The following is a 19,997-nucleotide window of genomic DNA, read 5'->3' as shown; positions in this document are numbered from 1 at the left end:
CCGCGATCAGCCGTGTGACGTCGGCAAACTCCTTACCGACCGCATCTGACCTGCCGGTATTCGCCGAGGTCGGTTCCCGTGGGGGAAAAGCGGGACCGGAAATCCCCGGCGCGCGGCCTTCCCGGGCCGGGCTATCGCCGCATTCACACTGCGAATGTCCGGTGATGGACCTTGTCGAATGGGTGGTCAGGAACGCGTCGAGGGGTGATCATGAGAGTTCCATAGCGCACTTCCCTGGAGGAGGCACGGGTGGCCGAGACTCTGAAGAAGGGCAGCCGGGTGACCGGCCCGGCGCGCGAGAAGCTCGCGGCAGACCTGAAGAAGAAGTACGACTCCGGTGCGAGCATCCGCGCGCTGGCCGAGGAGACCGGCCGCTCGTACGGGTTCGTGCACCGGATGCTCAGCGAGTCCGGCGTGACCCTGCGCGGTCGCGGCGGCGCCACGCGGGGCAAGAAGGCCGCCGCGGCCTGATCCGGGGCCGGGACACACCCGCCGGCCGCGAATGGTTACCCTTCGGTAATCAGCCCGCGGTCCGCACGGAGGTGCCCCGATGCCCGAAGCCAACACGTTGCTCGAACGCGACGGTGTCCGGCTCACGCTGGACGACGCCGTCGCCCACGTCACCCTGTGCAATCCGGCCAAGCGCAACGCGCAGTCGCCCGCGGTGTGGCGGGCGCTCGCCGAGGCGGGCCGGCTGCTGCCGGGGAATGTACGGGTCGTGGTGCTGCGGGCCGAGGGCGTCTCGTTCTCGGCCGGACTCGACCGGCAGGCGTTCACGCCCGAGGGTTTCGACGGCGAGCCGTCGTTCCTCGATCTCGCGCGCGGCTCCGACAAGGAGCTGGACGCCGCCATCGCCGGGTACCAGGAGGCGTTCACCTGGTGGCGGCGCACCGACCTGATCACCGTCGCGGCCGTCCAGGGCCATGCGATCGGTGCGGGGTTCCAGCTCGCGCTCGCCTGCGATCTGCGGGTGTGCGCGGACGACGTCCAGTTCGCCATGCGCGAGACCGGTCTCGGCCTGGTGCCGGACCTCACCGGCACCAAGCCGCTGGTGGACCTGGTCGGGTACGGGCGGGCGCTGGAGATCTGTGTCACCGGGCGGTTCGTACGGGGGGCCGAGGCGGAGCGGCTCGGGCTCGCGAACCTGGTCGTTCCCGCGGGGGAGCTCGACGGGGCGGTGGCCGATCTCACCGCGGCGCTGCTGGCGGCTCCGCGGGGGGCTGTCAACGAGACCAAGGCGCTGTTGCGGAGCGCCGCGTCCGCGGCTGAGGCCGAGCAGTACGCCGCGGAGCGCGCGGCCCAGGCCCGCAGGCTCCGCGATCTGGCCGGCCTCGCCGCCGACTGATCCCGCGGTCTGGCGTGCGCCGCGGGGGGCTGCGCGTGCGGTTTCGGGGCCGCGCCGGATTCCCGTCTGCCCCGCGGCGTTCGTTGCCGGCTGCGCCGTCGGTGGCGGGTTGCTGGCGCAGTTCCCCGCGCCCCTGTCGGTCCGCGTCGGGCGCCGACTCCACGCCCGCAGGGGGACAGCACCGTGCCCGCGGCGGGCAACCACAACAGGGGCGCGGGGAACTGCGCGACCAGCCACCCGCGGCGTGACAGACGGCAGCGAGCCGGCCGGGCAGACGGGACCCCGAAAGGGGCGCGGGGAACTGCGCGAGCAACCACTTACGGCGGGGCAGCCGGCAACGGACCCCCCGCGGGGCAGACGGGAATCCGGCGCGACCCCGAACCGCACGCGCAGCCGGGAGCGGGGTCAGGTGACGACGACCGCCGCCGTCGCGGCGTTCGTCGCGGAGCGGGCAGCGCCCGCCGCGTCGCGGGCCACGCGGAGGGGGACGTGACCGGGCGCGACCTCGATCTGGACCTGGACCGCCGTCGCCCCGCCGGGCCCCGCGACGACCCGCACCCCGGGCCCGAGGCCCACCAGTCGCCCGGACAGCCGGGCAACCCCCGGCACCGCCCGCACCGCCGCCGCCGCGGCCTCCGCCTCGGTCCGCACGATCCCCGGCCCCACCTCCTCGGAAGCCTCGGAAGCCTCAGCCGGCTCCAGCCGGCTCAGCCGCCTCGGGACCCGGCTCCGCGCCGGGCCCGTCGCCGTCCTCGATGAGCCCGGTGACCCGCAGGTCGACCACCACCACGTCGAGCCCGACCGCGTCCCGCGCCGCCGCCCAGAGCGCCTCCCGCAGCCGCTCCGCGGCGACCTGCACCGGCTCCCCGGCCGCGGCCTCGAACGCCGCGTCGACCCGCAGCGGCAGATGCGGCAACGCGCCCAGCGGCGCCCCCGCCGGAGCAGCCCCGGGCGCCGCCGCCTCCTCGTCCGCCGGCGCGACCGCCACCCGCCCGACCCGCACCCCCACGACCCCCGCCGCCGCGCCCCGCAACAGCCGCACCGCCGCGCTCTCCGCGATCCAGGCCGGATCGCCCGCGCCGCCCAGCGGAAGGAGTCGCCCGAGAGCCACCTGCTGCCGTACCGTCCTGGCCAACCGGTCCATGCCCGCGCACCGCCTTCCGTCCGTACCGACCACTCGTTCGGGGGGTCGGTGAAGCCCTGTGGCCGCATCCGCGCAGCGCCACCGGGCATGCGCACATAGTCTGGGGCACGGAGCAGCCCAGACGAAGGGACGACTCGCGATGACCGAGACCGCACAGCAGGGCAGGCCCGAGCCGGAGGGCGTCGGCTCGACGGAGGGCAGGACGCTGGACAAGGGCAGCGCGGGCGGTTCCGGCCGCAAGGCCCTGGGCGACCCGGCGAGCCGCGGCCGCACCACCATCGCCGACGGCGTGGTGGAGAAGATCGCCGGTCTGGCGGCGCGCGACGTGGTCGGCGTGCACGCCATGGGCACCGGCCTGTCCCGTACCTTCGGCGCGGTCCGCGACCGCGTGCCCGGTGGCCGCGGCTCGGTCAGCCGCGGCGTCAAGGCCGAGGTCGGCGAGGTGCAGACGGCCCTGGACCTGGACATCGTGGTCGACTACGGCGTGTCCATCGTCGACGTCGCCCGCGCCGTGCGGGAGAACGTCATCGCGGCCGTGGAGCGGATGACCGGTCTCGAGGTCGTCGAGGTCAACGTCGCGGTGGGCGATGTGAAGCTGCCCGACGAGGAGGACGACGACGAGCGCGAGCAGCGGGTTCAATAAGTCGGCGGCGGTCAGGCCCAGGTGAGGGGACACAGTGCGCGGGATGAGCATGGCGGTGATCGGACTGGTCGTCGGGATGGCGCTCGGGTTCGCCGGTTATTTCGGCGGCTTCGGGGCCTTCCTGCTGGTCGCGGCGCTCGGCGCGGTCGGTTTCGTGGCGGGCAAGTTCCTCGACGGGGACATCGAGCCGGGCGAGTTCTTCCGCTCGCGCGACCGTGACCGCGACCGGCGGCGCTGATGGGGGCGGCGGTGCCGGCGCAGCCGCTGCCCGCCGCCGAGCGCGGCAGCCTGCGGATCGCCGACCGGGTGATCGCGAAGATCGCCGCGCAGGCGGCCGGCGAGGTGCTGGGCGACGCGCCCGGCGCGGACCTGGTGCCGCGTGACGCGACCCCGCACGCCACGGTGTCGGTCCGCAAGAACTCCGCGCGCCTGCGGCTGACCCTGGAACTGGGTTACCCGACCGACATCGGCGCGGTGTGCGGCCGGGTGCGCCGCCATGTCACCGCGAAGGTCGAGGCGCTGACCGGCATGGACGTACCCGAGGTCGCCGTCGAGGTCGAGCGCCTCCACGCCGCGGCGTCCGGCCGGCGCAAGGACGAGGGAAGGGTCCAGTGAGCGACGACGACCGCCCCGCCCCCACGCCCCCCGGCGAGCCCTCCGGCGCGCTGCGCTACGCCCCCGCCGCGGGAGAGCCCGGCGCGGTGCGCGCCAAGCGCTTCTGGGCCTGCCGCCGGGTGCCCTCCGCGCTGACCGCCGCGGTCGTCCTCGGCCTGAGCGGGCTGTTCCTCTACGACGTCGCGTCCGTGCGCAGCGGCCGGAAGGCGATGCGCTGGCGCAAGAAGCTCGCCGACGAACTCGCCACCCGCCATCTGGACGACGTGTGGGTCATCCTCGGCGCGGCCGTGTGCGCCGCGCTCGGGCTGTGGCTGCTCGTGCTCGCGCTGACCCCCGGCGAGCGCGCGGTGCTGCCGATGGCCCGCCGCGGCGCCGACGGCGTGCGGGCGGGCCTGGACCGGCACGCGGCGGCGCTGACGCTGCGCGACCGGGCGATGGAGGTCGCCGGCGTGCGCTGGGCCCGGGTCAGCGTCGGCCGCCGCAGGATCAAGGCCCGCGCCGCCTCGCACTTCCGCGAACTCACCGACGTGCGCAGCGACCTGACGGCCGCGCTGGACGACGCGGTGCGGCAGCTCGGGCTGGCCCGGCCGCCGTCCCTGCACGTCCATGTCCGGCGCGCCGAGAAGAAGGCGTGAGGGGAGCGTCATGCGTACCACCGTCAACCGCGTCCTGCTCGCCCTCACCGGCCTGGTGCTGCTCGCCCTCGGCGTGTCGGTGCTGATCGGCGGGCTGGACCTGCAACGCCACTGGAACTTCACCATGCCCTCGTCGTGGCCCTTCGACGGGCCCAAGGACGTGCTGCTCACGAAGCACGACAGGACCCGCTACCGCGGCGACGGCTGGTGGTGGCCGGTGGTGATCGCCGCCCTCGGCGTGCTGTTCGTGGCCGCGCTGTGGTGGCTGCTGGCCCAGGCCCGCACCCGCAGGCTCCGGCAGCTGCGGATCGACAGCGGCGACGCGCAGGGCGCGCTGGTCCGCGGCCGGGCCGTCGAGCACGTGCTGGGCGCGGAGTCCGAGGCGTTCGAGGGCGTCGAATGGGCGAACGCCTCGCTGGTCGGGCGGCGCGGCGGCCCCCAGGCCCGGATGGTGCTGGGTCTGGCCCCGCACGCCACCCCCGTCGACGTGGTCGCGGCCCTCGACGCCTCGGTGCTGGAACGCGCCCGCACCTCCGCGGGCCTGGCCGAACTCCCCGCCGAGGCGCGGCTGCGCGCGGTCCGCCACCGCGCCCGCCGGGTCAGCTGACGCCGCCGGGTTGACGCCGCAGGTCTTGACGTCGCCGGGCTGACGCCGCCGGGGCCGGACGCGGGCGTCAGCCGGCGCCGCCCAGGCCGTGCTGCGCCCCGGACAGCGTGAGCGCCGTGTTGACCAGTCCGATGTGGCTGAACGCCTGCGGGAAGTTGCCCAGCAGCCGCCCGGCCACCGGGTCCCACTCCTCGGCCAGCAGACCGACGTCGTTGCGCAGCCCCAGCAGCTTCTCGAACAGCGTGGCCGCCTCCTCGGTCCGCCCGGTGGTGTGCAGGGCGTCGGCCAGCCAGAACGAGCAGGCCAGGAAGGCGCCTTCGCTGCCGGGCAGGCCGTCCACCGACCCGGAGTCGGGGGTGTAGCGGCGCACGAAGCCGCCGTGGTCCAGCTCCCGGCGCACCGCCTCCACCGTGCCGACCACCCGCTTGTCGGTCGGCGGCAGGAAGCCCACCTGCGGTATCAGCAGCGTCGCCGCGTCCAGTTCCGCGGAGCCGTAGGACTGGGTGAAGGTGTTGCGGTGCGGGTCGTAGCCCTTCTCGCACACCTCGGCGTGCACCTGGGCGCGCATCGAGCGCCAGCGGGCCGCGTCGCCCTTCAGCCGCGGCCGCGCCTCCACGGTGCGCACCGCGCGGTCGGCCGCGACCCACGCCATCACCTTGGAGTGCACGAAGTGCCGGCGCGGCCCGCGCACCTCCCACAGCCCCTCGTCCGGCTCGTGCCACTTGGACTCCAGGAAGTCCATCAGCGCCCGCTGGAGGTTCCAGGCGTGCGTCTCGTCGTCCAGGCCGCGCTCCCTGGCGAGGAACAGGGAGTCGAGCACCTCGCCGTAGACGTCCAGCTGGAGCTGGCCGGCCGCCGCGTTGCCGACCCGCACCGGGGCCGAGCCCTCGTAGCCCTTCAGCCACGGCACCTCGTACTCCGGCAGCCGCCGCTCACCCGCGATGCCGTACATGATCTGCAGATCCGCCGGGTCGCCCGCGACCGCCCGCAGCAGCCAGTCGCGCCACGCCTTCGCCTCGTCCAGATAGCCGCCGGAGACGAGGGCGTTGAGGGTGAGCGCCGCGTCCCGCAGCCAGCAGTAGCGGTAGTCCCAGTTGCGCACCCCGCCGATCTCCTCGGGCAGTGAGGTCGTCGCGGCGGCCGCGATGCCGCCGCTGGGCGCGTAGGTGAGGGCCTTCAGGGTGATCAGCGAGCGCAGCACCGCGCCCCGCCACGGCCCGTCGTACCGGCACCGGTCCGACCACTGCGACCAGTCCGCGAGGCTCTGCTCCAGCGCCCGGAACGGCTCGACCCGGCGCGGCTGCCGCTCGTGCGAGGGGTGCCAGGTCAGCACGAAGGCGATCCGCTCGCCCGCGGCGACGGTGAAGTCGCCGTAGGTGCGCATGTCCTTGCCGTACATCGGCAGCGGCGGCTCGCTGCGCAGCCACACCGAGTCGGGCCCGGCGACGGCCACCCGGTGGTGGTCGGTGCGGCGCACCCACGGCACCACCGTGCCGTAGTCGAACCGCAGCGTCAGCTCGCTGCGCATCGCGACCTCGCCGGAGACGCCCTCGACGATGCGGATCACGTCGGGCGCCTTGTCGCGCTGCGGCATGAAGTCGGTGACCTTCACGGTGCCGGTCGGCGTCTCCCAGACGGTGTCCAGGACCAGCGTGTCACCGCGGTAGGCGCGGCTGCCGCACTCGGCGGAGTCGACCGGGGCCAGCCGCCAGCGGCCGTTGTCGCGGTCGCCGAGCAGCGCGGCGAAGACCGCCGCGGAGTCGAAGCGGGGCAGGCACAGCCAGTCGATGGAGCCGTCCCTGCCCACCAGCGCCGCGGTCTGCAGGTCGCCGATCAGCGCGTAGTCCTCGATCAGTCCTGGCACGTTCCCGTCCCCCCGTCCGCGGTCGCCGCGCGCGCTCGGCGCGGGCCGCTCGGTGTCTCGGCTGGTGTTGGGGGCGGCTCGACGAAGGCGCCCCGGGCGGCGCGGTCCTCAGACCGCGACCGTAGCGTTTCCCTCGGCCGGGCGGGGGCGGTCGCCGCCGTCGCCCTCGTCACTGCCGTCCCCGTCGCCGTCACCGCCGTCACCGCCGCCGTCCGCGGCGGCCTGCGCCGCCGCCGCGCGCTTGGCCAGGATGTCGGCGCGCTCGCGGCGCAGCAGCACCACCCAGCCGACCGGGACCATCGCCGAGAACAGCCACCACTGGATGGCGTAGGCGAGGTGCGGGCCGATGTCGGTGTGGTTGGGCTCGGGCACCAGCGCGGGCGAGGACGGCGTGCCGCCGGGGGAGAGCGAGACCATCTCCATGTAGCCGCCGACCAGCGGCTCGGGCATGTCCTTGCCCAGCATGGTGCTGTTGATCAGCATGATCTGCCGCGGCGGCAGGCCCTTGCGGTCGCGGATGCCGGTCGCCGAGGTGGTCTCGTCCGGGCGCAGCCGCCCGATCACGGTCACCTCGCCGGAGGGCGGCTTGGGGATCTTCGGGAACGCCGTCGGGTCGTCGGGCCCCTCGATCCAGCCGCGGTTCACCAGCACCGCCCGGCCGTCGTCCATCACGAACGGCGTGATGACGTGGTAGCCGATCTGCTGGCCGCCCGCGTCGTCCTCGGTGCCGCCGTTGCCCGCGGTGCGGTGCCGGGCGACGACCTCGTGGGCGGTGTCGAAGTGGCCGCGCGCCGACACGGACTTGTACAGGTCCTTGTGCGGTACGTCGAAGCCCGGGTGCGTCACGGACTCCACCGGGACCGGCGGGGCCTTGAGCGCGGCGGCGATGATCCTGTTGTTCGCCACCTTGTGCTCGTGGCGATGGAGCTGCCAGTAGCCCAGCCGAATCATGACCGGGATCATCACCAGCCCGAGCAGGGTGAGGAACACCCACTGGCGGGACAACAGGAAGCGGTACACCCCACGACGGTACAACTCGTCCGCCGGGCGTCGACGGCAGGGGGTGCGCCGCCCGGCGGACCCGCGGCTACCGGCCGGCGCCCGCGTCGCGCCCCACGGGCCCGGGGCCCGCGTCGCGCCCCACGGGCCCGGGGCCCGCGTCGCGTCCCACGGGCCCGGGGCCCTCGTCGCGCGCTACGCCCCGACGGTCGAGTCCACGCGGTCCACGATGCCGCGGTGGCCCTCCGCCGACGCGCAGTGCGCGCAGCAGTAGAAGCGGCCGTCCACCTGGACGCCGTGCCCGACGATCTGCACCCGGCAGTGCTCGCAGATCGGAGCCATCCGGTGGATCGCGCACTCGAAGCTGTCGAAGACGTGCACCGCCCCCTGGGCGTGGACTTCGAAGCTCATCGCATAGTCGTTTCCGCACACTTCGCATCGCGCCATGAGGCACAGGCTGCGGGCCGCGGCGGCGCGGAGCAACGCGCCGCCCTGGCGGACGCCCGGCTGCCACCCGAATGGCCGGACCCGCGGCGGTCGGCGGCGGGCCCGGTGGACGCCGACCGGGGCCGAGCAGGCGTCGACCGGCGGGCGTGGCCGGCGGACCCGCGGGGCTCAGCCGTGCACGCCCGCCGCGGGCACCACGGCCTTCAGCAGCTCCGCGAAGGTCCGCTCGTCGACCACCGGCGTGCCCACCTCGCGCGCCTTGGCGGCCTTGGTGGTGTACGCGTCCGGGTCGTTGGTGACGAGCAGGCTGGTCAGCCGGCTCACCGAGGACGCGACGTGCAGCCCCGCGTCGGTGGCCCGGTCCTCCAGCAGCTCCCGGTCGATGCCGGTGTCGCCGGAGAACGCCACCCGCATGCCCTGCACCAGCGGCCCGCCCGGCGCCAGCCGCCCCGGGTTGGGGTACGGGCACGGCGGTCGCTTGCGGGCCGGCCGCCAGCCTCCCGAGCCGTAGCCCGAGCCGTACAGCCGCCCGTAGCGGGGCGCGGGGACGGACGGCCCGGAGCCGGCGGGGGAGGCCGCCGCGGCGGCGGGCGCGTCGGGCCACTCGGTGAGCGGGCGGCAGGCGTGCAGCGGCAGCGGCAGTTCCTCGCGCGCTGCCAGGTGCAGGCTCGGCCGGAAGGTCTCGGCGAGCACCCGCGCGTCGTCCAGCGCGTGGTGCGCCCGGCGCTGCACCACCCCGTAGTGCGCGGCGAGCGTCTCCAGCTTGTGGTTGGCCAGCGGCAGCCGCAGCGTCTTGGCCAGCACGATCGTGCACAGCCGCTGCTCGACCGGGGCGGCGGACCGGGCCCTGGCGTACTCGCGGGCCAGCATCGACCAGTCGAAGACCGCGTTGTGCGCGACCAGCACGCGGCCGGCGAGGCGCTCGGCCAGCGCGGGGGCGATGTCGGCGAACAGCGGGGCGTCGGCGAGCTGAGCCGACGTCAAACCGTGGATCCAGACCGGGCCGGGGTCGCGCTCGGGATTCACCGGCGAGTACCAGTGGTCCTGGACCTCGCCGCGCGCGTCCAGCCGGTAGACGGCCGCGGACACTATCCGGTCGTCCCTGCCGAGTCCCGTGGTCTCCACGTCGACCACGGCGTAGCCCTCGGGGTACCCCGACGGCCACGGGGCCGCGGGCGGGAACTCGGTCACGTTGTCCGGCATGGTCATTGAGGATACGGGGCGCGGCCGACAGCCCATCGCCGTCCCGCTCGGCCGGACATGCGTGGAGGTGGCCGGACAGTGTTCCTTACTTGTCGGTAACACCGTCTGTTCGACGACCGGTTGCGGCCCCTATGGTGCGGACGTGCCAGAACTCCCCGATGTCGTGCTGTGGTCGGTCCCCGCCTTCGTGCTGCTCACCGTGGTCGAGATGGTCAGCTACCGCCTGCGCGCCGAGCCCTGACAGGGGCGCGGGGCTGCGCCGGATATGCGGCTGGCGCCGCGTGCGCGCGACAAGCCACCCACCGGGCGGCCGACCGGAGCGAAGCCCGCGGGCCTACGGCGCATCCCCGCCCCTTGCAGCGCGAACCCACACCCTTCAACAAACTGTTGCGATCGCCCCAGATCGCGTACGCTGCGGCGAACACCGCCCCACCCCCGCTCGCCGGCGCAGCGCCTAGTGTGGAAGGCGGAGGCGCCCACCGGCGCCAGGAGGGAGCCCACCCCGATGACGTCCGCGCTCATCGACTCGTACGGCCGCGTGGCCACCGACCTGCGCGTCTCCCTCACCGACCGGTGCAACCTGCGCTGCACGTACTGCATGCCCGAGGAGGGCCTGCAGTGGCTGGCCCGGCCCGACCTGCTCGACGACGACGAGATCGTCCGCCTGGTGCGGATCGCGGTCACCGAACTCGGGGTCCGCGACGTGCGCTTCACCGGCGGCGAGCCGCTGCTGCGCCCCGGCCTCGTCGGCATCGTCGAGCGCTGCGCCGCGCTCGACCCGCGCCCGAGGATCTCCCTCACCACCAACGGCATCGGCCTCGGCAGGACCGCCGACGCGCTGCGCGCCGCCGGCCTGGACCGCGTCAACGTCTCGCTGGACACGCTGCGCCCCGACGTCTTCCACCGGCTGACCCGGCGCAACCGCCACCACGACGTCGTCGAGGGCCTGGCCGCGGCCTCGGCGGCCGGCCTGGCCCCGGTCAAGGTCAACACCGTCCTGATGCGCGGCCTCAACGACGACGAGGCCCCCGACCTGCTCGCCTGGGCCCTGGAGCACGGCTACGAACTGCGCTTCATCGAGCAGATGCCGCTGGACGCCCAGCACGGCTGGCAGCGCGCCGACATGGTGACCGCCGAGGAGATCCTCGCCGCGCTGTCCGCCCGCTACTCCCTGACACCGGAAGAGGACGGCGCCCGCGGCTCCGCACCGGCCGAACGCTGGCTGGTGGACGGCGGCCCCGCCCGCGTCGGGGTGATCGCCTCGGTGACCCGGCCGTTCTGCCGGGCCTGCGACCGTACCCGGCTGACCGCCGACGGCCAGGTGCGCAACTGCCTGTTCGCACGCGAGGAGTCCGACCTGCGCGGCGCGCTGCGCTCCGGTGCGCCGGACGCGCGGATCGCCGAGCTGTGGCGGGCGGCCATGTGGGGCAAGAAGGCCGGCTCGGGGCTGGACGACCCGGCGTTCCTCCAGCCGCAGCGGCCGATGTCAGCGATCGGCGGCTGAGCCCGCGCCGGAGTCCGTCCCGCGATCCGCGCCCCGGTCCGTACCGGAGTCCGTACCGGCGTGTGTGCCGGGGGCCGTGCCGGCGGCCGGTCCGGCGGCCGATCCGGGGGAGTGTCCCGCCGCCTCCGACGCCCGCCACTGAGCCAGCGGCACCACGTCCTTGAGGAAGCCGCGGATCCCCAGGAACTGCGACAGGTGCTCGCGGTGCTCCTCGCAGGCCAGCCAGGTCTTGCGCCGGTCCGGCGTGTGCAGCTTGGGGTTGTTCCAGGCCAGCACCCACTGGGCGGGGGCGCGGCACAGCTTGGCCGAGCAGATCGGCGTCTCGTCGTTCACGGTCCCAGTAAACCGAACGCGCACATGGCGACGCCGGGCAGCCACGGGGGAGCCGCCCGGCGTCGGTCCGTCGCTCCGACGGGGGATGCGGAGCGCACACGAAGTATGTCACGCGCCCAGGGCCCCGTGGAGGGGGAATTCCATGATTGATCTGAGCTTTTCTTGAGGTTTCGCACTCCGCTTTCACAGGTCTATACCTATGATGTTGCCTTGGGCTCCTGTACGGGCGCCCTGTCCGCCGCCGACTCGATCGACGAGGGCTCCAGTGCAGGACGCGAGGGCGGCGGCACGTAGGTGGAGGTCGGCGGCCTGGGGGTGTTCTCCCGACCTGCGTTGGCGTAGACCACCGCGACGTACGGCAGCAGTGCGCCGAGCACCAGCATGGCCCAGGCGAGCGGGCGCTCCACGTTCCACAGCACCACGGTCAGGATCACCGAGAGTGTGCGGATGGACATCGAGATGATGTAGCGGCGTTGCCGACCGCGGACGTCCTCCTTCAGCCCGGTCCGCGCTCCCGTGATCTGGAAGACCTCTGGACCGCCCTGCCTACGCATCCCGTTTCCCACCGCCCGATCGCCTCGCCGGAACCCGCCGGAGCCCGCCGGTCACCGGTCGCGGCGCCTGCGGCCCGGATGCCTCCCACGGTACGCCGCCCGGGCCCGCGGGAGCAGGGCAGGGTGCGCCGTCCGTGCGGATTCCGCCGTGTCCGCGCCGCCGGAGCGCGTCTCCCGCGCCCGGGCCCTCCCCGTGCCCCGCTTCTCGGCCCGTCCGCTCCCGGCGTGCGGGGTCACCCGACCGGCCACAGACTGGCGGGACGACGACCGGGCGTGCTCGCACCGGTCACGAGGAGGCGAGAGACATGGGTTGGTTGTGGGCGATCATCGTCGGTCTCGTGCTGGGTCTGATCGCCAAGGCGATCCTGCCGGGCAAGCAGACCCTCCCGCTGTGGCTGACCGTCCTGGCCGGTATGGGCGGCGGCGCCCTCGGCAACGGCGTGTCCAGCTGGCTCGGCGTGCGCGACACCAGGGGCTTCGACTGGACCCGGCACGTACTCCAACTCATCGGCGCCATCGTGCTGGTCGCCATCTGCGACGCCCTGTGGCGGGCGTACAAGGGGCGGAAGTCCGGCGGCAGCGCCACGCCCACGGCCGGACGGTCCAGCCGCGTCTGATCCCGCGCGTCAGTCGCGGGGGAGCGGGCGCAGCCGGTCCGGCGGGACGGCGTCGGTCAGCCAGACCCCGTTGGCGCTGACCCGGAAGACGTGGCCGGCGGCGGCCAGCCCCGCCGCGTCCACCGCGAGGACCACCGGACGGCCGTGCCGCGAGCCCACGCGCACGGCCGTCGCCACGTCCACCGACAGGTGCACGTGCTGCCGCGCCATCGGGCGCAGCCCGTCGCGCAGGATCAGCGGCAGCGTGGCCGCCGCGGTGCCGTGGTAGAGCACGTCCGGCGGTGCGGCCGGTTCGAGGCCGAGTTCGACCGCGACCGAGTGGCCCTGGCTGGCGCGGATGCGGCGGCCGTCGGCCGAGTAGGCGAACCGCTTCTTGCTGTTCGTCGCCACCACGTGGTCGAGGTCGGCCCGCGAGAACCGGCGGCCCTTGGCGGCGCACGCGGCGATCAGCCGGTCCACGTCCACCCAGCCGCCCTCGTCCAGCACCAGGCCGACCGCCTCCGGCTGGTGCCGCAGCACGAGCGACAGGAACCTCGAGATCCTGACCGCGGCCTTCTCGTCGAGCATGTCCCCCCGCTTCCGGTCGACCGTGCTGCCGGCTGATCTGCTGCTGGCTGATCGTGCTGCCGGCTGATCGTGCTGCCGGTCGATCATGGCGCCGGCCACATCGTGCTGCCGGTCAGACTCCTCGGCTGACCGAACTCATGTTGAAGTCCGGGATGCGCAGCGCCGGCGCCGCAGCCCGGGTGAACCAGTCGCTCCACTCCCGCGGCAGCGTCCGCTCGGTGCGGCCGGCCTCGGCGGCGCGGCCCAGCAGGTCGACCGGCGACTCGTTGAACCGGAAGTTGTTGACCTCGCCGGTCACCTCGCCGTCCTCCACCAGGTACACGCCGTCCCTGGTCAGGCCGGTGAGCAGCAGCGTGGCCGGGTCGACCTCGCGGATGTACCACAGGCAGGTCAGCAGCAGCCCGCGGCCGGTGCCGGCGACCATCTCGTCCAGCGACTGCTCGCCGCCGCCCTCCAAGACCAGGTTGCCGCCGCTCGGCGCGACCGGCAGCCCGGTGAGCGCGGCGGTGTGCCGGCTGGTCACCAGGCTCGTGAGCACGCCGTCGCACAGCCAGTCGACTGGGCCGACCGGCAGACCGTTGTCGAACACCGACGTGTCGTCGCCCGAGGAGTGCGCGAGGGCGAACGGCGCCGACTCCAGACCGGGCTCGGCCGGGTCGCTGCGCAGCGTCAGCGGCAGGGACGCCAGCTTCTCGCCGACCCTGGTCCTGCCGCCGGGCCGGCTGAAGACCGTACGGCCCTCGGCGGCGTCCCGGGCGCCGGACGACCACAGCTGGTAGACCATCAGGTCCGCGACCGCGCTGGGCGGCAGCAGCGTCTCGTACCGTCCCGCGGGCAGCTCGACCTTCCGCTCGGCCCAGGCCAGCCGGCGGGCCAGGTCGGCGTCCATCGCCAGCGGGTCGACGTCCCGGAAGTCCCGGGTGGAGGCCCCGGCCCAGGCGGACTTGGTCCGGTCCGGGGACTTCGCGTTGACCTCAAGGGTGCCGGTCGGCTGGTCGTGGCGCAGCCGCAGCCCGGTCGAGGTGCCCAGGTAGGTGGAGGTCAGCGCGTGGTAGGCGAAGCCGTACAGCTCGCGTCCGCCGGCCCGGGCGGCGCCGAACGCCTCGCCCAGCGCGGGGGCGAAGTCGGCGAAGACCTCGGGCCCGGTCTCGGCCGGCGGTTCGGTGAACGCCGCGTCGGCCGGCCGCGCCGCCACCAGCGGCTGCGCGTCCTCGGCGGGCCCGGCCTCGCGTGCGGCGGCCTCGGCGGCGCGCACCAGCGGCTCCAGGTCGTCCTCGGTCACCGCGGCCCGCGACACCACGCCGGAGGCGGTCCCCTGCGCGCCGTCCACCGTGGCCACGACGGTGAGGTTGCGGCCGCGGGTCACGCCGTTGGTGGTCAGCGCGTTCCCCGCCCAGCGCAGGTTCGCGCTGGAGTTCTCGTCGGCGATCACCACGCAGCCGTCCGCCCGGGACAGCGCCAGCGCGCGCTCGACGATCTCGTGCGGCTTGGACCGGCTGCTCATCGACGCGCCTCCTGCGTGGTGTGGGAACTGCCCGGGCCCGGACGGGCCGCACCGGTCGCCCCGGCCGCCGCCCCTGGCCGAAGCCGAGCCTACCGATCGCCCGGACGCCGGCGAGCCGATTATTCGCGCGCGGGAGCCGGGCCGGTCGCACCGCGCAGCAGCCGGGGCGGGGACACGAGCGCGGCGAGGTGCTCCTCGACGGTGAGCGCGCCCCTGCGGACCGCCGCCGGGCGCACCGGCGAAGCGCTGAAGACGTCCGTGTGGCGGACGTGCTCACGCATCGGCGTTCTGCCCGACGGGCGGCCGGGGTCTGTCGGGTCGTCCGGGCCTTTCCGGCGCATGGCGTGGGGGATGATGGCCGAGTGACGTCGTCCGCCTGGCTCGACATAGGCCTGCTCCTCTTCGGGCTCGCCGCCAGCACCTTCATCGGCTGGCTGAGTCCGCCCGCGAACATGGCCAGGAACGTCGTCATCGCCCTGGTCTGTCTCGCCGTCGGGGCCACCGTGCTGATCACGGTGTTGAAGGACCGTACGGGCGGCGGGTCGCAGACGATCGCGCCGCTCGCGTGCGCCCGGGTCTTCGACAAGGCCCACGGCGTACTGGAGCGGGAGTCGCCGCTGGCCGCACCGCCCCTCGCGGACTTCGCGTTCACCCCGAGCCGCGACCTTCCGGGCCGGGTCGACCTCACCCTGACCTGGATCAACCCGATACCCATCCACCAGAGCGCCATCGCGATGGAGGGCGTGTACGGCCAGGCCGACCCCAACGACGACTTCATCGACCACACCCAGCCCGCGGCCGCCACGGGAGAGTGCTGGAACTGGTACCACTTCGGTCCCCGCGACGACGCCCAGCCCCGGATCGTCCGGCTGAGCGTCGACGAGCTGTGGCCGGGCCAGCGCTACTGCTTCTACACCGAGTTCCGCACCGAGACCGGCTACTCCAAGCCGACCGCCATACGCTGCGAGACCGCCACGTGGAAGCCCAGCTGGGGCAAGCCGGCACGTCCCTCACCGTCATAGCCCGGCACTCACCGCGGGTACGCCGTGCCGACCTCCTGCGGGCTTCCGGGGACGGGCGACATGATCGAAGAAGGTGTCAGGCGCGGCCGGATTCTGATGTGGTGTTGAGGATGTTGACGTCGCGGAAGAGGGCGGCGGGGCAGCCGTGGGAGACGGCGGCGACCTGGCCGGGTTGGGCTTTGCCGCAGTTGAAGGCGCCTCCGAGGACGTAGGTGTCGGGGCCGCCGACCGCTTCCATGGAGCCCCAGAAGTCGGTGGTGGTGGCCTGGTACGCGAAGTCCTTGAGCTGGCCGGCGAGCTTGCCGCCGCGGATGGCGTAGGCCCGCTGTCCGGTGAACTGGAAGTTGTAGCGCTGCATGTCGATGGACCAGGAGCGGTCGCCGACGATGTAGATGCCGCGGTCGACGCCCGCGATCAGCTCGTCCGTGCCGGGGCCGTCGGGGGCGGGCTGCAGCGAGACGTTGGCCATGCGCTGGACCGGGACGTTGCCGGGGGAGTCGGCGAAGGCGCAACCGTTGGAGCGGTCGAAGCCGGTGAGGCGGGCCATCCTGCGGTCGAGCTGGTAGCCGACCAGGACGCCGTCCTTGATCAGGTCCCAGGACTGGCCGGCCACCCCCTCGTCGTCGAAGCCCACGGTGGACAGGCCGTGTTCGGCGGTGCGGTCGCCGGTGACGTTCATCAGCGGGGAGCCGTAGCGCAGCGTGCCGAGCTGGTCGAAGGTGGCGAACGAGGTGCCGGCGTAAGCGGCTTCGTAGCCCAGCGCGCGGTCCAGCTCGGTGGCGTGGCCGATCGACTCGTGGATGGTCAGCCACAGGTTGGACGGGTCGACCACCAGGTCGTACGCCCCCGGCTCCACCGAAGGGGCGCGCAGCTTCTCGGCGAGCAGGGCCGGCAGCTCGGCCAGTTCGCGCTCCCAGTCCCAGCGGCCGGGGGAGCCGGTGGGCGCCAGATACTCCCAGCCGCGGCCGACCGGCGGGGCCAGCGTGCGCATCGAGTCGAACTCGCCGGTCTCGGGGTCCACCGAGACCGCGGTCAGCTGGGACTGCAGCCGGACCCGCTGCTGTGTGGTCGAGGTGCCGGCGGTGTCGGCGTAGAACTTGTTCTCCTGCACGGTCATCAGCGAGGCGTCCGCGTGCGAGACGCCCTCGGCGGCCAGCAGCCCGGCGCTCCACTCGGCGAGCAACCCGGTCTTCTCCGCGTCCGGCACGTCGAAGGGGTTGATCTCGTACGACGAGACCCATGTGCGGTCGGCGTGCACGGGCTCGGGAGCCAGCTCGACCGGCCCCGGGCCGTCCGGTCCGGCAGCCGCGGCCACCGTCGCCGACAGCTTGGCCATCGCCACCGCCCGCGCCGCGACCTTCGCCGCCGCGTCCATCGTCAGATCGACGCCGGAGGCGAAGCCCCAGGCGCCGCCGTGCACCACGCGCACCGCGAAGCCCAGGTCGGTGGTGTCGGAACTGCCGGCCGGGCGGGCGTCCCGCAGCCGCCAGGACGCGCTGCGCACCCGCTCCAGGCGGAAGTCGGCGTGCTCGGCCCCCAGCGCCCGGGCCCTGGCCAGCGCGGCATCGGCGAGCGCCCGCAGCGGCAACGCCAGGAATGACTGATCGACCTCGTGACCCACGACGAACTCCCCTTCGCTCTCCGTGCTTCGCAGTGAATCACGTCCCGCCGACCGTCCGCCCGGTCATTTGCCCGTGCCTGTGGACAACCCGTCCCGAACCTGTTTCCGGGATACGTCCGCGCCCCTTGAGCCTGGTCCAGACCAATTCTATGCTCATGACAACCGCCCTCTCCTGTCAGCATCGCCCACTCACGCAAGCGACAAGGAGCCCCCCACATGTCAGCACGTCGCAAGGCCGCCGCCATCGGGGCGGCGGGCGCCGCCGCGTTCGCCGCCGGTGCGCTCACCGCCGTCCCGGCCAGCGCCCACGGAGCCCTCGACACCCCGGTCAGCAGGATCTCCGCCTGCTTCGCAGAAGGCCCCGAGCACCCGGTGTCGCAGGTGTGCAAGGACCTCGTCGCCGACAGCGGCACCCAGCCGCTGTACGACTGGAACGAGGTCAACATCCCCGACGCCAACGGCCAGAGCCGCCAGATCATCCCCGACGGCCACCTCTGCTCGGCCAACCGCGACAAGTACCGGGCGCTGGACTGGGCGCGCACCGACTGGCCCGCCACCCCGGTCACCGCGGGCCAGACCACCGTGCAGTTCAAGGTCACCGCACCGCACCGCGGCGTCATGACGCTCTACATCACCAAGCAGGGGTACGACCCCACCAAGCCGCTGAAGTGGTCCGACCTGGACGACACCCCGATCGCCACCTACACCACCGCCGCCAGTTCGCCCGGCTACTACACCTTCGACGCGACCCTGCCCGCCAGGACCGGCCGGCAGCTCATCTACCAGGTGTGGCAGCGCACCGACAGCCCCGAGGCGTTCTACGGCTGCGCCGACGTCGTCTACGGCCAGAGCGCGCAGGCCGCGCGCGCGGCCACCGCCGACATCGCCGAGGCGCCCACCGACGCGCAGATCGAGGCGGGAGCGGCCAGGTCCACCGTCAGCCACCACGGCCACGGCGGCACCGAGCCGATCGCCGCCGCGCCGGTCGCGGACAGCAGCCCGTCGGGCACGCTGACCGAAGCGCTGTCCGGCAGCGCGGTGCTCGCCTCCGGCGCCGTCGGCCTGCTGCTCTGGAGCCGCCGCAGGACCACCACCCGCAGCCGCGGCTGACACCGCCCCGCGCCGCGCGCGGGCCCCGCGACCAGTGGGTTCCTGTAGGAAACCGACAGGGACCCACCGGTCGCCCTGTCGATGCCGATTCCCCGCGGAGAGACCGGGACCGATAGCTTTTCCTAGGTCACGACCGTCTAGGAAAGGGTGATCCGTTGAGCCGCTCGGTTCTCGTCACCGGAGGAAACCGTGGCATCGGCCTCGCCATCGCCCGTGCGTTCGCCGACGCGGGCGACAAGGTCGCCGTCACCTACCGCTCGGGCGAGCCCCCGGCCGACCTCGTCGCGCTGGGCGTGCTCGCCGTGCGCTGCGACATCACCGACGCCGAGCAGGTGGAGCAGGCGTACAAGGAGATCGAGGCCGCGCACGGCGCCGTCGAGGTCCTCGTCGCCAACGCCGGCATCACCCGCGACCAGCTCCTGATGCGGATGGGCGAGGAGGACTTCACCGCCGTCCTCGACACCAACCTCACCGGCACCTTCCGGGTGGTGAAGCGGGCCAACCGCGGCATGCTGCGCGCCAAGAAGGGCCGCGTCGTGCTGATCTCGTCCGTGGTCGGCCTGCTGGGCTCGGCGGGACAGGCCAACTACGCCGCCTCCAAGGCCGGCCTGATCGGCTTCGCCCGCTCCCTCGCGCGCGAGCTGGGCTCCCGCAACATCACCTTCAACGTCGTCGCGCCCGGCTTCGTGGACACCGACATGACGCGCGTGCTCAGCGACGAGCAGCGCGCCGGCATCGTCTCCCAGGTGCCGCTGGGCCGTTACGCCCGGCCCGAGGAGATCGCCGCGGCCGTGCGCTTCCTCGCCTCCGACGACGCCTCGTACATCACTGGAGCCGTCATCCCCGTTGACGGCGGATTGGGCATGGGTCACTGATCACCATGAGCGGAATCCTCGACGGCAAGCGCGTCCTGATCACGGGCGTGCTGATGGAGTCCTCGATCGCCTTCCACACCGCCAAGCTGGCGCAGGAGCAGGGCGCCGAGATCATCCTGACCGCCTTCCCCCGGCCCACTTTGACCGAGCGCATCGCCAAGAAGCTGCCCAAGCCCGTCAAGGTGATCGAGCTGGACGTCACCGACGCCGAGCACCTGGCGGGCCTGGAGGAGACCGTCCGGGCGGAGCTGGGCGGCCTCGACGGCGTCGTCCACTCCATCGGCTTCGCGCCGCCGGACGCCCTGGGCGGCAACTTCCTCAACACCCCGTTCGAGTCCGTCGCCACCGCGATGCACGTCTCGGCGTACTCGCTCAAGGCGCTCACCATGGCCTGCCTGCCGCTGATGGACGGCGTGGGCGGCTCGGTCGTCGGCCTCACCTTCGACGCCCAGGTCGCCTGGCCGCAGTACGACTGGATGGGCCCGGCCAAGGCCGCGCTGGAGGCGACCAACCGCTACCTGGCCAGGGACCTCGGCAAGCAGAACATCCGCTTCAACCTGGTCTCCGCGGGTCCGATCGGCTCCATGGCTGCCAAGTCCATCCCGGGCTTCAGCGAGCTGGCCGACGTGTGGAACCACCGCTCGCCGCTGGAGTGGGACATGGCCGACCCCGCAGGCCGGCCGCGGCGTCGTCGCCCTGCTCTCGGACTGGTTCCCCAAGACCACCGGCGAGATCATCCACGTCGACGGCGGGGTGCACGCGATCGGCGCGTGACGCGCCGGCGCCCA

The 19,997-nt window shown here is 73.7% G+C and carries 23 protein-coding genes and 3 pseudogenes; 14 read left to right on the top strand and 12 right to left on the bottom strand.

Annotation, left to right across the window (positions count from 1 at the left end; translation table 11 throughout):
* The first annotated feature begins 249 nt into the window (after nucleotides 1-249).
* On the top strand, nucleotides 250-471 hold the full coding sequence (locus tag VSR01_RS07310; RefSeq protein ID WP_326448456.1) for a helix-turn-helix domain-containing protein: 222 nt from the start codon (nucleotides 250-252) through the stop codon (nucleotides 469-471).
* A gap of 79 nt (nucleotides 472-550) precedes the next feature.
* A complete protein-coding gene (locus VSR01_RS07305; RefSeq protein WP_326448455.1) occupies nucleotides 551-1,345 on the top strand; it encodes an enoyl-CoA hydratase/isomerase family protein in 795 nt (264 codons plus the stop codon).
* A 405-nt stretch (nucleotides 1,346-1,750) separates the two neighbouring features.
* Here VSR01_RS07305 and VSR01_RS07300 read toward each other — a convergent pair whose 3' ends face one another.
* Nucleotides 1,751-1,996, bottom strand: coding sequence for a hypothetical protein (locus tag VSR01_RS07300; protein ID WP_326448454.1), 246 nt, complete (start codon nucleotides 1,994-1,996; stop codon nucleotides 1,751-1,753).
* Nucleotides 1,997-2,033: 37 nt separating this feature from the next.
* Nucleotides 2,034-2,489: a hypothetical protein gene (locus VSR01_RS07295; protein WP_326448453.1), complete on the bottom strand. Its 456-nt coding sequence runs from the start codon at nucleotides 2,487-2,489 to the stop codon at nucleotides 2,034-2,036.
* A 139-nt stretch (nucleotides 2,490-2,628) separates the two neighbouring features.
* Between VSR01_RS07295 and VSR01_RS07290 the strand changes: the two genes are divergently transcribed.
* From VSR01_RS07290 to amaP, 5 genes are read left to right on the top strand one after another with little or no spacing between them, the layout of a single operon-like run.
* On the top strand, nucleotides 2,629-3,132 hold the full coding sequence (locus VSR01_RS07290; protein ID WP_326448452.1) for an Asp23/Gls24 family envelope stress response protein: 504 nt from the start codon (nucleotides 2,629-2,631) through the stop codon (nucleotides 3,130-3,132).
* A 43-nt stretch (nucleotides 3,133-3,175) separates the two neighbouring features.
* On the top strand, nucleotides 3,176-3,370 hold the full coding sequence (locus VSR01_RS07285) for a hypothetical protein (protein ID WP_326448451.1): 195 nt from the start codon (nucleotides 3,176-3,178) through the stop codon (nucleotides 3,368-3,370).
* Nucleotides 3,370-3,747: an Asp23/Gls24 family envelope stress response protein gene (locus VSR01_RS07280; RefSeq protein WP_326448450.1), complete on the top strand. Its 378-nt coding sequence runs from the start codon at nucleotides 3,370-3,372 to the stop codon at nucleotides 3,745-3,747. Before VSR01_RS07285 ends, VSR01_RS07280 begins: the two co-directional genes overlap by 1 nt.
* Entirely contained in the window at nucleotides 3,744-4,382 is a 639-nt protein-coding gene (locus VSR01_RS07275; protein ID WP_442785409.1) for a DUF6286 domain-containing protein, read from the top strand. The genes VSR01_RS07280 and VSR01_RS07275 overlap by 4 nt, the downstream gene beginning before the upstream one ends.
* Before the next feature lie 10 nt (nucleotides 4,383-4,392).
* The gene (gene amaP / locus VSR01_RS07270; protein WP_326448449.1) at nucleotides 4,393-4,989 is read left to right on the top strand and encodes an alkaline shock response membrane anchor protein AmaP; all 597 of its coding nucleotides are present in this window, start codon (nucleotides 4,393-4,395) and stop codon (nucleotides 4,987-4,989) included.
* A 67-nt stretch (nucleotides 4,990-5,056) separates the two neighbouring features.
* Here the strand turns inward: amaP and VSR01_RS07265 are convergent, their stop codons facing one another.
* From VSR01_RS07265 to VSR01_RS07250, 4 genes are all read right to left on the bottom strand, one after another.
* Complete coding sequence (locus tag VSR01_RS07265) at nucleotides 5,057-6,853, bottom strand: glycoside hydrolase family 15 protein (protein ID WP_326448448.1); 1,797 nt, start codon at nucleotides 6,851-6,853, stop codon at nucleotides 5,057-5,059.
* Between the two features lie 108 nt (nucleotides 6,854-6,961).
* A complete protein-coding gene (locus VSR01_RS07260; RefSeq protein ID WP_326448447.1) occupies nucleotides 6,962-7,873 on the bottom strand; it encodes an SURF1 family cytochrome oxidase biogenesis protein in 912 nt (303 codons plus the stop codon).
* A gap of 174 nt (nucleotides 7,874-8,047) precedes the next feature.
* Entirely contained in the window at nucleotides 8,048-8,299 is a 252-nt protein-coding gene (locus tag VSR01_RS07255) for a hypothetical protein (protein WP_326448446.1), read from the bottom strand.
* Between the two features lie 168 nt (nucleotides 8,300-8,467).
* Entirely contained in the window at nucleotides 8,468-9,502 is a 1,035-nt protein-coding gene (locus VSR01_RS07250; RefSeq protein WP_326448445.1) for a DEDDh family exonuclease, read from the bottom strand.
* Between the two features lie 142 nt (nucleotides 9,503-9,644).
* Here VSR01_RS07250 and VSR01_RS37670 point away from each other — a divergent pair.
* Nucleotides 9,645-9,737 (top strand): annotated as a pseudogene (locus VSR01_RS37670) (sterol desaturase family protein); the annotation flags it as partial.
* A gap of 270 nt (nucleotides 9,738-10,007) precedes the next feature.
* Nucleotides 10,008-11,006 (top strand): GTP 3',8-cyclase MoaA, encoded by a 999-nt coding sequence (gene moaA / locus VSR01_RS07245; protein WP_326448444.1) that lies wholly within the window; start codon nucleotides 10,008-10,010, stop codon nucleotides 11,004-11,006.
* Nucleotides 11,007-11,123: 117 nt separating this feature from the next.
* Here the strand turns inward: moaA and VSR01_RS07240 are convergent.
* Both VSR01_RS07240 and VSR01_RS07235 read right to left on the bottom strand, forming a co-directional pair.
* Nucleotides 11,124-11,339: pseudogene (locus VSR01_RS07240) on the bottom strand (hypothetical protein); the annotation flags it as partial.
* Nucleotides 11,340-11,536: 197 nt separating this feature from the next.
* Nucleotides 11,537-11,893: a DUF3099 domain-containing protein gene (locus VSR01_RS07235; protein ID WP_326448443.1), complete on the bottom strand. Its 357-nt coding sequence runs from the start codon at nucleotides 11,891-11,893 to the stop codon at nucleotides 11,537-11,539.
* A gap of 305 nt (nucleotides 11,894-12,198) precedes the next feature.
* Between VSR01_RS07235 and VSR01_RS07230 the strand changes: the two genes are divergently transcribed.
* Nucleotides 12,199-12,510: a GlsB/YeaQ/YmgE family stress response membrane protein gene (locus VSR01_RS07230; RefSeq protein WP_326448442.1), complete on the top strand. Its 312-nt coding sequence runs from the start codon at nucleotides 12,199-12,201 to the stop codon at nucleotides 12,508-12,510.
* 9 nt (nucleotides 12,511-12,519) lie between these two features.
* Here the strand turns inward: VSR01_RS07230 and VSR01_RS07225 are convergent, their stop codons facing one another.
* The 3 genes from VSR01_RS07225 to VSR01_RS07215 form a co-directional block, all read right to left on the bottom strand.
* Nucleotides 12,520-13,077: an RNA 2'-phosphotransferase gene (locus VSR01_RS07225; RefSeq protein WP_326453532.1), complete on the bottom strand. Its 558-nt coding sequence runs from the start codon at nucleotides 13,075-13,077 to the stop codon at nucleotides 12,520-12,522.
* 112 nt (nucleotides 13,078-13,189) lie between these two features.
* A complete protein-coding gene (locus VSR01_RS07220; RefSeq protein WP_326448441.1) occupies nucleotides 13,190-14,581 on the bottom strand; it encodes a metallopeptidase TldD-related protein in 1,392 nt (463 codons plus the stop codon).
* 119 nt (nucleotides 14,582-14,700) lie between these two features.
* Nucleotides 14,701-14,862, bottom strand: a complete 162-nt coding sequence (locus VSR01_RS07215) for a hypothetical protein (RefSeq protein ID WP_326448440.1) — start codon at nucleotides 14,860-14,862, stop codon at nucleotides 14,701-14,703.
* Nucleotides 14,863-14,943: 81 nt separating this feature from the next.
* On the opposite strand from VSR01_RS07215, the gene VSR01_RS07210 reads away from it, so the two are divergent.
* Nucleotides 14,944-15,603 carry a hypothetical protein gene (locus VSR01_RS07210; RefSeq protein ID WP_326448439.1) on the top strand — a complete coding sequence of 220 codons (660 nt, stop codon included), beginning with the start codon at nucleotides 14,944-14,946 and terminating at the stop codon, nucleotides 15,601-15,603.
* A gap of 76 nt (nucleotides 15,604-15,679) precedes the next feature.
* On the opposite strand, the gene VSR01_RS07205 is transcribed toward VSR01_RS07210, so the two are convergent.
* Complete coding sequence (locus tag VSR01_RS07205; RefSeq protein WP_326448438.1) at nucleotides 15,680-17,224, bottom strand: TldD/PmbA family protein; 1,545 nt, start codon at nucleotides 17,222-17,224, stop codon at nucleotides 15,680-15,682.
* A 216-nt stretch (nucleotides 17,225-17,440) separates the two neighbouring features.
* Here VSR01_RS07205 and VSR01_RS07200 point away from each other — a divergent pair, with 216 nt between their 5' ends.
* The 3 genes and pseudogenes from VSR01_RS07200 to fabI all read left to right on the top strand — a co-directional run bounded on the left by VSR01_RS07200 (nucleotide 17,441) and on the right by fabI (nucleotide 19,983).
* Nucleotides 17,441-18,334, top strand: coding sequence for a lytic polysaccharide monooxygenase auxiliary activity family 9 protein (locus tag VSR01_RS07200; RefSeq protein ID WP_326448437.1), 894 nt, complete (start codon nucleotides 17,441-17,443; stop codon nucleotides 18,332-18,334).
* Between the two features lie 155 nt (nucleotides 18,335-18,489).
* Nucleotides 18,490-19,209 carry a 3-oxoacyl-[acyl-carrier-protein] reductase gene (gene fabG, locus VSR01_RS07195; RefSeq protein ID WP_326448436.1) on the top strand — a complete coding sequence of 240 codons (720 nt, stop codon included), beginning with the start codon at nucleotides 18,490-18,492 and terminating at the stop codon, nucleotides 19,207-19,209.
* 5 nt (nucleotides 19,210-19,214) lie between these two features.
* Nucleotides 19,215-19,983: pseudogene (gene fabI / locus VSR01_RS07190) on the top strand (enoyl-ACP reductase FabI).
* The last annotated feature ends 14 nt before the right edge of the window (nucleotides 19,984-19,997 follow it).

It is taken from the genome of Actinacidiphila sp. DG2A-62 (genome assembly GCF_035825295.1).
Lineage (GTDB): Bacteria > Actinomycetota > Actinomycetes > Streptomycetales > Streptomycetaceae > Actinacidiphila.
Note: the sequence above shows the minus strand (reverse complement) of the source record. Positions and strands in the feature narration are given on the sequence as shown.

Excerpts from the sequence above, each read along its gene's own strand:
- VSR01_RS07285 (WP_326448451.1), top strand. The coding sequence starts at position 3,176 with ATGAGCATGGCGGTGATCGGACTGGTCGTCGGGATGGCGCTCGGGTTC.
- VSR01_RS07255 (WP_326448446.1), bottom strand. The coding sequence starts at position 8,299 with ATGGCGCGATGCGAAGTGTGCGGAAACGACTATGCGATGAGCTTCGAA.
- VSR01_RS07305 (WP_326448455.1), top strand. The coding sequence starts at position 551 with ATGCCCGAAGCCAACACGTTGCTCGAACGCGACGGTGTCCGGCTCACG.
- VSR01_RS07225 (WP_326453532.1), bottom strand. The coding sequence starts at position 13,077 with ATGCTCGACGAGAAGGCCGCGGTCAGGATCTCGAGGTTCCTGTCGCTC.
- amaP (WP_326448449.1), top strand. The coding sequence starts at position 4,393 with ATGCGTACCACCGTCAACCGCGTCCTGCTCGCCCTCACCGGCCTGGTG.
- VSR01_RS07215 (WP_326448440.1), bottom strand. The coding sequence starts at position 14,862 with ATGCGTGAGCACGTCCGCCACACGGACGTCTTCAGCGCTTCGCCGGTG.
- VSR01_RS07290 (WP_326448452.1), top strand. The coding sequence starts at position 2,629 with ATGACCGAGACCGCACAGCAGGGCAGGCCCGAGCCGGAGGGCGTCGGC.
- moaA (WP_326448444.1), top strand. The coding sequence starts at position 10,008 with ATGACGTCCGCGCTCATCGACTCGTACGGCCGCGTGGCCACCGACCTG.
- VSR01_RS07235 (WP_326448443.1), bottom strand. The coding sequence starts at position 11,893 with ATGCGTAGGCAGGGCGGTCCAGAGGTCTTCCAGATCACGGGAGCGCGG.
- VSR01_RS07295 (WP_326448453.1), bottom strand. The coding sequence starts at position 2,489 with ATGGACCGGTTGGCCAGGACGGTACGGCAGCAGGTGGCTCTCGGGCGA.
- VSR01_RS07200 (WP_326448437.1), top strand. The coding sequence starts at position 17,441 with ATGTCAGCACGTCGCAAGGCCGCCGCCATCGGGGCGGCGGGCGCCGCC.
- VSR01_RS07220 (WP_326448441.1), bottom strand. The coding sequence starts at position 14,581 with ATGAGCAGCCGGTCCAAGCCGCACGAGATCGTCGAGCGCGCGCTGGCG.
- VSR01_RS07250 (WP_326448445.1), bottom strand. The coding sequence starts at position 9,502 with ATGCCGGACAACGTGACCGAGTTCCCGCCCGCGGCCCCGTGGCCGTCG.
- VSR01_RS07280 (WP_326448450.1), top strand. The coding sequence starts at position 3,370 with ATGGGGGCGGCGGTGCCGGCGCAGCCGCTGCCCGCCGCCGAGCGCGGC.
- VSR01_RS07230 (WP_326448442.1), top strand. The coding sequence starts at position 12,199 with ATGGGTTGGTTGTGGGCGATCATCGTCGGTCTCGTGCTGGGTCTGATC.